Raw genomic sequence first — 12,439 nt, 5'->3', positions numbered from 1 at the left:
GATCACTCCCTCACTGTGTCGGAGGGGGGTCAACATTCATCCGGCACCAGGGGGTCAGTCTTCACGCGGCACTGACACAGGTGACCTGCCACGCCGACCTCGGGCCGCCTCCTCATTACAGCCATCGCTGTCGCCATGCCGCCGAGGCGAGTGGATCGCGCGCCGCTTCGGCGCGCCCGCACAACGCGGCACCCCTTGCGAACACCACGTACGACGACCCCACGCAGCTCGTCCTGGTCGCCGGCGGCGGTCCCACGACCGGGAGGCTGGGTCAGGTCGATAGGGAGAACCTTCCCTCGCGCGGTCGATCGCAGGTTGCCGCAAAGGGCGGAGGTGCTCTTGTCGATGCCGGCAAGTACGACTACCTCTTCGGCCGAGTGGCGTCGGACGGCCACCGAAGTTGATCGGCCGGTGGCAGTGATGCTGGAGGTCGATGCCCTCGCCGGCAGCGTCAGTGGCGAGAAGGATCCGCACGGGCGTCTTGACGGGATCCTCGTTGAATCGGGCACGGATCAGTTCGCGGGTCTCGGCATCAGTGCCGCCCTCGATGATCTCGACGCGTTCGTCCTTATAACCCTGCTGGCGCAGAATGTCGCGGAGCCACCGAAGGGTGTCGACGTACTCGGTGAAGACGACAAGGCGCTCGTTGTTCCAATCGCCGTGCGAACGGAGCGTGCCCTCGATGTACGCGAGAAGTGCTTCCAGCCGCGAGTCGGGTCGGCCCTCGAAGCGGTGGCCCCATTCGCTGAGCCAGTCGAGATCCTCCAGATCCTCATCGGTGAGGGGTGGCAGGGAGCTCTTGGCCTCACGGAGGGCCTCAAGCTCGGGCTGGTCGACCTTGCCTTCCTCAAGCTCGTCGGCACCGGGTCCGAAGATCTCGTCGTAGTCGAGGTCGAAATCGACATCTAGACCACGCGAGCGGGTGCCTCGGTAGACGTCGACCTTCTGGGCGAACGCGACCGGCGACGAGAAGAATCGCTTCGTTCAGCTCAACGGGCAAAGGCGACGCCTCGGGTTGAGTGCCGTGGCGCCTACCAGCGACTCGTTCGACTACCGCTCTTACATCACCGAGCGTTGGGATCAGCGGCTCGCGTTCAATGTTCTTCCTTGGCCAACAGTGACCCACCAGAAGCTCGTCGAGCGGGCGGTGGACCATCTCCCGCCCTTCAACTCCAAGGGGACTGGGTACCGGGACGCCCTGATCTGGTCGGATGTCGTGACGCTGGCTGCCGAGGGATGCGATGTGGCGTTCGTGTCTGCAGATGGCGTCTTCGGTGATACGGCGGGGAACCTCGCTGAACTCCTTCAGGAGGACGTTGAACGGGTCGGCGGCAAGGTCGAGCTGGTCCGTGACTTCGGCGCGTGGCTACTGGAACAGCTTCCATGGCAGGTTGAAAACCTGCCAAAGGCTCTCAAGATCAGTCGAGATGCCGAGTTCTACGGCTTCTACCTGAAGTCCGACTTTCAATCCGAACTGGCCCCCGAGCTCTCCGACCTCGGGCTGGATCAAGCTCCCTATGCCCTGGAAATCGACGAGGTTGAATGGGACGGCCACTTTGAATCCGTGAGCGAAGCTGCTGTCCCGCCGGATCTCACATTGGTTGAATACGACATCGGCCAGACGGTGCGATTCACCGCGGTCTTCGATCGTGAGGTCCAGCCAGAAGGTGACTGGGAGGTGTCGCGCCTCGGAGTCGGCGGAGGGTGGCAGGTCGCTGGATCTGTCGCGATGGTTGTGCAATCGGCAGTCCTCTTCGGCGGTGAGTTTGGCTTCAGTATCGACGAGGTCGCCTGGCGCAGAGCTGACGGCCGCGGACCTGGCGCCACCATCTATCGTCCGGAGTTCGACCCAGCCCAGCTATCGCTCGACATCCGATGACCAAGTCCGGTCGTAAGAACTCACACTGGGCGTGAGAGCCCGGTCCCAGGCCGCCGCGTGTGCACCGCACACAGAGTTCGAAGTGCAGTAGCGAGGGCTACGCCGCCACATTTGATTGCGTCCCATGCCAAGACGAGCACGACGAGGTTGAGCCACCCCGGTGCACCGTTCGCGATGATCCCGGCCAGCATGTGCATCGCCACAAGCAGAGCCGCCGCGAGCGCACTGAGCGCGGCAGCAGTACGCCAATGAGGCTCCTGCGCACGCACGCGGCGAGCCAGCAGGTTCGTGGGCGCGTAGAACTGGAGGTAGCGGTGCATGCCGCGACGGCGACGATGACGGTCAGCGCGAGCAGGATCAGCATGGGTCCTTCCCGGTGGTTGGACTTCCTCGATACGCCGGTGGCTGACGGGACCCGAACTGCACCGGACACCCCTGTGGAAGTCGACGCCGCGCGCCCACCTATGGAGCCGAGATGGCCCGGGGTTCCATCGAGGGTGACGGCGTCGGCCGCTCGCTCAAGTCCGCCGATCCGGCCACGCGCAGGGCGGCGAGTGCACGCTGACGCTCCCAGCGCTGGGCGTCGTTCTTCGCTCCACCACCAACCGGCAGGTCGGAAGTGATCTTGTAGTGATCGCGGTATGCCGCGACCGTCGCCGCTTCGTCGAGCCAGACGTCGCATCCAGTCACGCCGACGGGGCGGGGTCCGAGTCGCCGAGTCCATGGCTCGTGGCTCTCGACTGCGTCCTGCGCCAGTGCCCAGGCGCGCGCCTCGATCAGTTCCTTGCGCTCGTCGATCGCTTGGCGGTCCTCAGCGGGCATCGCACCGAGCGGCTCGGGGATCAGACCGGCGATCAGGCGTGGGCGGAGGTCACAACCGCGCGGCGGAGCCGCGGCCAACTTGTCGACGCGGTAGCGGAGAACGGCGGCGATATCGTCGGCGTCGTCCAGACCGTGACGGCCGACGGCTCGCGGAACCAGTCGCTCCAGATCGTGGTGGTAGGACTCCGCGCGACGAAGCGCCGCAGTAAGCGGGCCGAAGGCCGTCGACTCCACGACCGCGGCGTGCTCCTCTGCGGTCAGCCCCGATCGGCTCAGCAGGTCAGCGAAGCGATCGTGCTGAGCCTCGGCCGCGATCGTCTCGAGTTCAGCGGCGAGGCGGTCGATGCCACCGTGGAGCTCATACTCGGCCTCGATCGTCTGCGTGGCCGAGAGGTCTGCGCCGCTGTGCTGGAGGACGCCGTACAGCACGGTTCTCGCAGTAACGTCGTCCGCCTCGGGCGTGGAATGGCTGTCGTCGGGCTGGTCGAGGGCGACGTACGCGATGTTGGAGTCGCGGCCGCGGGTCATGGACACGTAGAGGTTTTCCCGCGTCGTCGACGCGGTCACGACAACGTGCGCCGTGTCGACGGTGATGCCCTGGGCACGATGCGCGGTTACGGCGTATCCGAGGTCGACGTGGTCCGCTACGTACTCCGCCGGGAGCACGGTGCGCCCACCACGGCCCGGTCCCAAGCGCTTGACCACAACGGCTCCGTCGCGCCGGATGTCGGTGACCCGCCAGCGGTCGCCGTTCTTGACCCACCCACCGCGCAGTGTGCGGATGCGTCGGTCGTTCTGGCGCGTGATGACATTGTCTCCGACCGAGGCTCGGCCGCCGTCGACCAGGTCGATCTCGTGCTGGTCGACGGCGCCGTCCAGGAGCAGCCGTTCGGCCCGTGCGCGCTCGTTCAGAGCGCGAACGTCCCGAGCCGACTCGGTCACGAGGATGCTGGCACGGCCCGCGGCACAGTCCGCTCGCCAGGCGACGTACGCGGCATCGACCATCTCGTCCGTGACGCCCTCGCGGATGCGCTTGTGGCGGGCGTACGCCGAGATGACCTGCACGTCGCCCCGGCTGAGCGCGAGCGAAGCCTGCTTCTCCCAATTATTGGTGAAGCGATGGATCTCGACCAGTTCCGGTGCGTCCGTACGTCGCTCGACAACGAGTGCGAAGGCGCCACCGGCGTCGACCGACTGGAGCTGGTGGGGGTCGCCGACGAGCAGCACCTTGGCACCCGCACCTGCGGCGATCCCGGTAAGCCGGTCGAGTGTCACGGTGTCAGCCAAGGTCGCCTCGTCGATGATCACCAACTGACCGCGCCGGAGTTCGGTCCGGCCGTGGTCATGCTCGTGAAGCCACTTCGCCGTGTTCTCGCACGCGACGCCAAGGTCATCGGCCAACGCCTGGGACGCCGCGGCGGACGGCGCGAGACCGACCACGCCCCCCCGCCCGCGCTCCGCCGTCCAAGCTGCTCGCAGCGCTCGCATCGTGGTGGTCTTGCCTGCCCCGGCCGGCCCTACGAGTACGTCCACCTGGCGGCCCGACTGGCAGATGCTCTCCACCGCACGGCTCTGTTGTGCGCTCAACTGGACCTTTCCGGTCGCAGCCGCCCGCCTCGCAACGCTCGCGGCCGTCGGTGCAGTCACCTTCTCGGCACGACCCAACAGCCGCGCCTCGGCATCGAGTACCGCGGCCGAGGAGTACTTCTCACCGTGCCGCGGTCGGAATCGGCTCGTGCCGTCCTCGTGCTGGAACCGGGCGGGGCTGAGCGCGAGTTCCGGCGGCGTCAACATCACGGAGCGCGACTGCGCCGCATCGACGATGAGACCGACGACGGCCTCGCGGTCCTCGGTCGTCGCGAACCTCAGTGCCATGGTCTGCTTCGACGCCTCGGCCATCAGGTTCCAGTGCGTCCACACGGCCCGTTTCACTGCCACGGCGGCGACCACGTCGGCGCTGATCGCCGCGATCGCAGACAACGACACGTCCTCCGCAGTCACGGCCTTGCCCTGTCCGCCGGTCAGCGCCTGTGCCCACGCCATCGGCTCGGTCCCCATCCGCTCGGCGGCACGCTGCCGCCACTCGGCCGTCAGGTCTGCAAGCGATCGGAGCTCCTTCGGCGGGCGAGTGGCAAGCGTCGCCTGGGCTCGGAGTACGACGATGGTCTTCGCTGAGGGCGTGCGTCCGTGGCGGGCGGCGTACTCAGCGATGAGCTCGTCCTTCTTGAGCTCGATCTCGCGGGTGCGACTGGAGAACTCGGTGATCAGGTCGTCGCTCACGCCAGCGATCTCCCATCGAGCGTTCCGGTCGGGTCCCCGCTGCCGTAACTCCCACTCGATGCCGAGGTCACGCGACAGGCGATCCGCGACCAGGGCGTCGTAGTGCGCCGACAGGCCGGTTCGGGAGGCGAATGCCGGGCGTCCGTCGAGGCTGCGCCAGCGGCCGTCCATGACGGTGAGGACCTTGTTGGCGATGACGACGTGCGTGTGGAGCTGCGGATCGCCGGCCCGCGAATCGAAGTGGTCGTAGGCAACGGCCGCAACGCCTGCCACGTCGACCTGGGCCACGGCGCCGTCTCTGTCGGAGATGCCTGCCCGGGTGGCAGCCACCCCTCGCTCAAACAGGTCGATCACGTCGGCGACCGCCCCGTGGTGGGCGGCGACGATCCGCTCCTGGGTGGCGGCGTCGGCCACACCCCAGAGCACGGAGACCGACTTCGGGACGCTGAAGGTGAGGTCGAATCCGGCGACCGCTCGTCGCATCCCGGCCGCGGTCTCCTCGGCCTCGGTCCGGGTGATCTCGGCCGCGAAGTCACCCTGGGTCATCTCCGGGTCGAGCGCGGCGACGCGCTCCTCGATCCGGTCAGCGAGCCGCTTGTACGACGGATACGCCCGGCCGAGTTGTTCAGCTGTGATGGGGTCGCGGCCCATGCCAACAAGCAGGGCGAGCTGGTCCTCGGTCACCTGCATGCCCGACCGGATCTGGCCGGAACCGAAGGCTCCGACGCCGGACCCGAGCCAGCGGCCCGGCGGCGTACCGATCTCAGAGTAGTAGCGGGTCAGGGGCGTCGACATCGCGCGCAGGCCATCACCGGCCGCGACGCTGCGCAGCAGGTACTGGTATCCGCTACCTGCGGACATCCGGCGCATCGAGACCGTCACGGCCGCCTCCGTTCCACAGGCGTCAGGTGCGCGTGTTCCTCCACAGCCCCCTCGATCTGCACACCGTGTGAGAACAAAAGAGGAGTAGGACCGGGTGGAGGGAGGCGCGTACCTGATGTAGGCGAATCGAGGAACTAGAAGGGTGGCGAACGCGGTGAAGTCTTGCGCAGTCCAAGGACTTGGTGCCGTAATGGAAATCGGACGACGTCTTGGTTCGTCAACGAGGCGACGTTCTGACCCATCGCTTGAGCCGACCAGGCTCAGGACAGAACAGGTCTCGGGCATGACGAACCCACGAGCATTCATCGCGATAGCCGCGGTAGCCACGCTGCTGGCGGCACTGGCCGGCTGTGCTGGGAACACACAGGAATCGGTGGCCAGGCCCTCGCCCTCGAGCGCTTCTCCCCCGAGCCCTCGCTCTTCGGCCTCGCCGTCTGACACCAAGGCGTCGACAGGCTCGCAGCGCGCCGGCGAGGCGGCCCGCAGTTTGGTCAGGGACTACTTCACCGTCGTGGATCGCCTTCGCCAGCAACCCGCTGCCTCGATGAGTGCACTCAACAGGGTCACGACGAGCTCACAGTTTGTCGCTCAGCGAAGGTTGATCAGCAGCGAGCGCGCCAAGGGGCTCCGGCAGGTGGGTTCCACTCGCATCGCCGAACTTCGAGTCGAGTCTGTCAACCTCGACAACTCCGACCCATCCGCCGGCAAGGTCCCCACAGTGGCGATCGATGTTTGCTGGGATGTGCGCGAAGCCGACCTCGTAGACCGGCGCGGCAGGTCAGTCGTGAGCGCCTCGCGCCCGACCAGGGGCTGGACCCGGTACACCGTCGCCAACTACCAGTACTCCAAGAGCCCCACAGAAGGCTGGCGAGTCGCGACTAGTGAAAACCTTGATCAGGCGCCATGTACCGCCACGTGACCTCGTCTATCGCGACAATCCTGGTGGCCGCAGCCGTGACACTGGGAGCTCAAGTTGCGGCCCACGCCGAGCCCGCCTGCCAAGTCACCGATCCGCTAACCGGGCATTGCACGGTCTGGGTCGAGGTGCCGAGCCAATCGGGAACGCCCCGGACGCCGCCTGATGATGGCCCGCGGGACACCGGGTCGGGTGCATCGTGCTACTGGAACCCCGAGGCACCCGGGCTCGGTGGCCCCGCGGGTCCGGTGCCCTGCCAGTCGGAGTACGGCTACTGGTCCAACGCACAGAACTGCTATCTCATGGCGTTGGATCCTCAGCCGCTTGCGGGCGATTCTTCCTGGCAGGGCCACGAGCCGGGTGATGGGGCGGTGTACACCTGCTATCAGCCTCAGACCGACATTGGCGTCTGGGTCTGGTTCCCAGACCCACCACCCGGCTCTGGGACGGGACCAACTCCTCGAGAGGTCGCCCAGATCGCGATCGACTCGATGCGGTTGCGCGCCATCGACATCGGGATCGTGCCCGAGCCCGGGCCGGACCGCGTCGGCCTCGTGGGCATGCCGGTGTGGATGTGGGCGCGGAACCCTGATGAGGAGACGTTCGGCCCGGCGACCGCTACGGCCAGCGCCGGCGGTATCACCATTACCGCGACAGCGCGGACCCACCGTGTCACCTGGGACATGGGGGACGGGACCACGGTGGTCTGCCGTTCGGCCGGGACCCCGTACCAGCCGCGCTTCGGGGAGCAGCAGTCACCTGATTGCGGACACGTCTACGAACGCTCGAGCGCCGGCGAGCCGAACCAGGAGTACACCGTCACAGCGACCTCGGACTGGGTCATCACCTGGTCGGGAGCAGGGCAGAGCGGGACCATCCGGTTGACCGGCCTAACCCGCTCGGTCGCCATCACCGTCGGAGAAGCACAAGTGCTCGTCCAGTAGCAGTGGCGTTGACGAGGGGAGCAGGGCATGACCGAGACAGTCACCCGAGATGGGACGACGACCCGTCGCGGATCGCCGTCAGCCACTTCCCTTGCGCCGCCTCCCAAGCTGCGGCGCAGACCGGCGCTGGTGGCCGGCGCGGTCGCGGCGATATGTGTGGGGGCTCTCCTGGGCGGATGGGCCTGGACCTCGACCACCAACACCCAAGAGGTGCTGGCGGCACGCGACACCATCGCGCGCGGCACGATCATCTCCGCGGAGGACCTTGAGCGAGTACGGATCAGTGCGGACCCGGCCCTGGCACCGCTACCTGGTTCGGTCTACGACGACATCGTCGGTCAGCGTGCGGCACTCGACATCGCCGGGGGCACCCTGCTGACCCAGGACTCGACTGCCTCGCAGGCGCTTCCGGCTGGGGACATGTCCGTGGTCGGTGTCGCGCTCACTCCTGCGCAGGCCCCTGGAGTCGCCCTGCAGAGCGGAGACCTCGTCAGGGTCGTGGTCACGCCAGGTGAAGGGGGCGAGCAACCCTCGGGGTCCCCGGCCGTCAACGAGGCGGAGGTCGTCGGCAGCCACCTCGACGAGGCGACCGGCCAGCTCATCATCGACCTGCTCGTCCCCCATGCCGACGCCGCCACGATCGCGGCGCGCGTGGCCACCGGCAACGTCGCCCTCGTCCTGGACTCCCGGGAGCGGTGATGGCTGTCATCGCCTTGTGTTCGGCATCCGGCTCCCCCGGCGTGACCACAACAGCGGTAGGGCTGGCCATGCTCTGGCCGCGACCGGTTCTCCTCATCGAGGCTGATCCCACCGGGGGTTCCGGCCTACTGGCCGGCTACTTCCGCGGTGCGAGGGCGTATGAGGCCGGGCTGATCGAGCTGGCGCTCTCAGCGGTCGAGGTGTCCCAGGCTCTGCCCCAGGTGGCTCAGCCGGTTGCGGGCTCGAGCGTCTCGTTCGTGGCCGGCACTCGTTCCCATGCGCAGGCGGCCGGGCTGCGTGACCTGTGGGGTCCCCTCGCAGACGTGCTCTGTGATCTGGATGAGCAGGGCCAGGACGTGATCGTCGATGCCGGCCGGCTCGGGCTGGTCGGCTCCCCGGAGACCCTCCTGGCCACCGCTGACGTGACCGCGTTGCTCACTCGCTCGACGCTGCCGGCGTTGGCCGCGACACGATCGCGCGCGGAGGCTGTCTCCCGAGACCACCTGTGGCAGAACCCGGCGGTGATCCTGGTCGGCCAGGGCCAGCCCTACCGCTCCCGTGAGGTCACGAAGGTTCTCGGGCTCCCCGTGCTTGCTGATGTGGATGACGATCCCGAGGCGGCCGCCGTGTTCTCCCGTGGCACGGCGCCGGGCAGGAACTTCCACACTGGGGCGCTGACCCGCAGTCTGCGCGCCACGATCGCCGCCCTGCAGGCGCAGATCACCCGTGGGCGCACCCCCCTGTTGACCGAGGCATCCAGATGATGCCCCAGCGACACAGCGAAGCCCCCGACTTCACCGCGCTTCCGCTGTTTAACGATGCGTCAGGGATCGCAGAGGTTGCCACGCTCCCCCGCTCTGATGTCGCGAACGGGTCGATGCGGGTCGCCTCGACGCCCGACCCGAGCAGCCCTGTGGATCTTGACTGGGGCATGGTGGCGGACCTGCGGGCGCAGGCGTCGGAGCAGCTCAGTCAGGCTGTTGCCGCCGATCGGGGGCGCCTCGACAAGTCGGCGCAGGAGGAGTTGGGACGCTCCATCGTGCTGGACCTGGTCGAGTCCTCGATGGCCGAGAGGGTCAACTCCGGCGCAGGCGCGTGGACGCTCTTGCAGCAGGAGTCGCTCGCCCGGGCGGTGTTCGACTCGCTGTTCCGGCTGGGCCGGCTGCAACCGCTCGTGGATGACGACCGGATCGAGAACATCATCATCGCCGGCTACGACAAGGTTCGCCTCGAACTAATTGACGGGTCGCTGATTGCGGGGCCGCCGGTAGCGGACTCCGATGAGGAACTGATCGACTTCCTCGTCTTTCTGGCCTCGCGCAGTGAGGTCAACGCGCGTGGGTTCTCCGCGGCTCAGCCGCGCCTGCACATGCGCCTCGATGGTGGGGCGCGCCTGGCGGCAGCCGCGTGGGTAACTCCGCGACCGTCGGTGGTGATCCGCCGCCACCGGCTGATGGAGGTCACCCTCGACGACCTCGTCGGGCGCGACATGCTCACCCCGGTCGCCGCTTCGTTCTTGCGGGCCGCGGTCCGTGCACGCAAATCGATTGTGGTCTCCGGTAGCCAGGGAGCAGGCAAGACGACCCTCGTGCGTGCGCTCTGCGCCGAGATCGATCCTGGCGAGGCGATCGGCACCTTCGAGACCGAGTACGAGCTGCACCTGCACCAGCTCGAACGTCATGACATCGTCCACGCCTGGGAGGCACGCCCCGGCTCCGGGGAGCGTGGTCCCGACGGCCGGCAGGCCGGCGAGTTCACCCTCGATGAGGCCTTGGTCGACTCGTTCCGGTTCAACCTCTCCCGTCAGATCGTCGGCGAGGTCCGTGGCCGCGAGATCTGGGCGATGATCAAGGCGATGGAGTCAGGAACCGGCTCCATCTCCACCACCCACGCCTCCGACGCGGTGGCTGCGGTCCGCAAGCTGGTCACCTGCGCCATGGAGGCCGGCCCGCACGTCACCCAGGGGCTGGCCACCAGCAAGCTCGCTGCCACCGTCGACCTCATCGTGCACCTGCACATGAGCACGACGGGCAGCGGCCATACGTCGCAGCGACGTCGCCGGGTCGCGGAGATCATCGCGGTCACCCCGGGTGAGCGGGAGACCGGCTACGCGACGACGCTGGTCTTCGGAGCCGAAGGGAGCGGGGCGGCGCTCCCGACGATCCTGCCGGATGAGTACCGCGCGCTGACGGCCGAGGGGTTCGACCTCTCCGGGTACCTGGCCGCGCAGGGGGTGGCGTCGTGACGCCGCTGATTCCGGCACTGGCCGGTGCACTGGTCGTCGCCGGCGTCCTCGCACTGATCGCCGGCCTCCGCCCAGTCCCGGTGGGTGAGCCTGCACGTCCACCCTCCGGCTCCTTCTCCCGCCTGCGTACGACGTCACGTCGTACGCGTCTGCTGTTGTTGGGCGGGCTCGGCATCGGGGTGGTCGCTTGGTTGGCCACGGGATGGGCGCTGGCGGTGCCCCTTGGCCCGATCGCCGCGGTGGGGTTGCCGATGCTGCTGGGGGCCCCTCCCGCGGCTGCTCAGATCGAGCGGCTGGAGGCGATGGAGGAATGGACCCGTGCGCTGGCGGGTGTGTTGACCGTCGGTGTCGGTCTGGAGCAGGCGCTCGCGGCGACCCTGCGGTCCACCCCGGCGTCGATTGCCCCGGAGGTGGGCCGGCTGGTGGCGCGCCTGCGGGCCCGTTGGGCGACCGAGGACGCGCTGCGGGCCTTCGCCGACGACCTCGACGATGCGACCGGCGACCTGGTCGCGGCGAATCTTCTGCTGGCCGCTCGTCGGCGGGGCGCCGGGTTGGCCAGCGTCCTCGAGGGGTTGGCGGAGTCGGTCTCGGCGGACGTGCGTGCGCGTCGGCAGGTCGAAGCGGACCGGGCAAAGCCGCGGGCGACGGCACGGTGGGTCACGCTCATCAGCGCCTCCGTGCTGATGCTGCTCGCCGTGTCGGGCTCCTACGTGGAGCCGTACCGCTCACCGGTGGGGCAGCTGATCCTGGCCGGGCTGCTGGCGGCCTACATCGCCACGCTGGTGTGGATGCGGCAGATGGCGATCGGTCAATCGCTCCCCCGCTTCCTCCAGCCGCGGGAGGCCACTCGATGACGACCGGCCTGCAGATGATGCTCACCGCGGGAGGGCTGGTGGGCCTCGGCGTGGCGTTGCTCGTCGCCCGGTTCGTCCCTGCGCAGCCCGATCTCGCCGAGGCGCTGACGCGGCTCACCCCGTCGCGCCCGACCTCGGTCGACCGGACGTCAGCGGGAGTGAGCGGCAAAGAGAAGCTCGGGGTCTGGGCGATGCGGATGCTGCCTCCTGGCCTGTGGGTGCGCACCCCGCACCGGGAGCTGGCTCTGCTTGGGATACCGGTGGCGCGCTTCTACGGCGAGAAGCTCACCTTCGCCGCCCTGGGCCTGCTCATCGCTCCGGTGCTGGCCTGGTTCTTCAACCTCCTGGGATTCGCGACGCCGATCGGCGTCCCGGCCGTGGCGTCGCTCGGGCTGGCGGCGGTGATGTTCTTCGTGCCGAACTACAACGCCCTCGACGATGCCCGCAAGGCGCGCCAGGAGTTCGTTCGCGCGCTCGGTGCCTACATCGACCTGGTCGCGCTGGAGCGGAACAACGGCTCCGGGGTCCGGCAGTCCATGGAGGCGGCCGCCCAGGTCGGCGACTCGTGGGTCTTCAAGCGGCTGAGTGAGGAGCTGACCAGGTCCCGCTGGTCGGGCCTGCCGCCGTGGGACGCCCTGCACACCCTCGCCGAGGAGCTCGGGCTCCCCGAGCTCGACGACTTCGCCGACATCATGCGGCTCTCCGGGGAGGAGGGCGCGGGTGTCTACGCCACCCTGCGGGCGAGATCGGCCGGCATGCGCAACGCGATGTTGAACGACGCGATCGCCGAGGCCAACGCGGTCGGTGAACGAATGACGATCCCCGGGTCGCTGCTCGGCGTGATCTTCATGGCGCTGCTGGTGGCGCCCTCGCTGCTCCGGATGCTCACCAACACCTGATCCCGAACGACGGGACCGG

The 12,439-nt window shown here is 68.2% G+C and carries 9 protein-coding genes; 7 read left to right on the top strand and 2 right to left on the bottom strand.

Annotation, left to right across the window (positions count from 1 at the left end; genetic code table 11):
- Positions 1–54: 54 nt before the first annotated feature.
- Positions 55–591 carry a helicase-related protein gene (locus tag AC6EI4_RS16185; RefSeq protein WP_498452100.1) on the bottom strand — a complete coding sequence of 179 codons (537 nt, stop codon included), beginning with the start codon at positions 589–591 and terminating at the stop codon, positions 55–57.
- A 433-nt stretch (positions 592–1,024) separates the two neighbouring features.
- Between AC6EI4_RS16185 and AC6EI4_RS16180 the strand changes: the two genes are divergently transcribed.
- Positions 1,025–1,879, top strand: a complete 855-nt coding sequence (locus AC6EI4_RS16180) for a PIN domain-containing protein (protein WP_498452097.1) — start codon at positions 1,025–1,027, stop codon at positions 1,877–1,879.
- A 462-nt stretch (positions 1,880–2,341) separates the two neighbouring features.
- On the opposite strand, the gene mobF is transcribed toward AC6EI4_RS16180, so the two are convergent.
- Entirely contained in the window at positions 2,342–5,863 is a 3,522-nt protein-coding gene (gene mobF, locus AC6EI4_RS16175) for a MobF family relaxase (RefSeq protein ID WP_498425274.1), read from the bottom strand.
- Positions 5,864–7,276: 1,413 nt separating this feature from the next.
- Between mobF and AC6EI4_RS16170 the strand changes: the two genes are divergently transcribed.
- The 6 genes from AC6EI4_RS16170 (at position 7,277) to AC6EI4_RS16145 (ending at position 12,420) form a co-directional block, all read left to right on the top strand.
- Complete coding sequence (locus AC6EI4_RS16170; RefSeq protein WP_498452096.1) at positions 7,277–7,723, top strand: hypothetical protein; 447 nt, start codon at positions 7,277–7,279, stop codon at positions 7,721–7,723.
- Between the two features lie 129 nt (positions 7,724–7,852).
- A complete protein-coding gene (locus AC6EI4_RS16165) occupies positions 7,853–8,422 on the top strand; it encodes an SAF domain-containing protein (protein ID WP_498452095.1) in 570 nt (189 codons plus the stop codon).
- A complete protein-coding gene (locus tag AC6EI4_RS16160) occupies positions 8,422–9,186 on the top strand; it encodes a CpaE/TadZ family protein (protein ID WP_498452094.1) in 765 nt (254 codons plus the stop codon). The genes AC6EI4_RS16165 and AC6EI4_RS16160 overlap by 1 nt, the downstream gene beginning before the upstream one ends.
- Complete coding sequence (locus AC6EI4_RS16155) at positions 9,183–10,667, top strand: TadA family conjugal transfer-associated ATPase (protein ID WP_498452093.1); 1,485 nt, start codon at positions 9,183–9,185, stop codon at positions 10,665–10,667. Before AC6EI4_RS16160 ends, AC6EI4_RS16155 begins: the two co-directional genes overlap by 4 nt.
- Positions 10,664–11,521, top strand: coding sequence for a type II secretion system F family protein (locus AC6EI4_RS16150; protein WP_498452092.1), 858 nt, complete (start codon positions 10,664–10,666; stop codon positions 11,519–11,521). The genes AC6EI4_RS16155 and AC6EI4_RS16150 overlap by 4 nt, the downstream gene beginning before the upstream one ends.
- Positions 11,518–12,420 carry a type II secretion system F family protein gene (locus AC6EI4_RS16145; protein ID WP_498452091.1) on the top strand — a complete coding sequence of 301 codons (903 nt, stop codon included), beginning with the start codon at positions 11,518–11,520 and terminating at the stop codon, positions 12,418–12,420. Before AC6EI4_RS16150 ends, AC6EI4_RS16145 begins: the two co-directional genes overlap by 4 nt.
- Positions 12,421–12,439: the final 19 nt, after the last annotated feature.

The organism is Nocardioides sp. Z43_10 (genome assembly GCF_059766615.1).
This window is presented reverse-complemented; position numbering and strand designations above follow the sequence as displayed.

Coding starts and splice junctions, on each gene's coding strand:
- AC6EI4_RS16155 (WP_498452093.1), top strand. CDS start 9,183: ATGATGCCCCAGCGACACAGCGAAGCCCCCGACTTCACCGCGCTTCCG.
- AC6EI4_RS16160 (WP_498452094.1), top strand. CDS start 8,422: ATGGCTGTCATCGCCTTGTGTTCGGCATCCGGCTCCCCCGGCGTGACC.
- AC6EI4_RS16145 (WP_498452091.1), top strand. CDS start 11,518: ATGACGACCGGCCTGCAGATGATGCTCACCGCGGGAGGGCTGGTGGGC.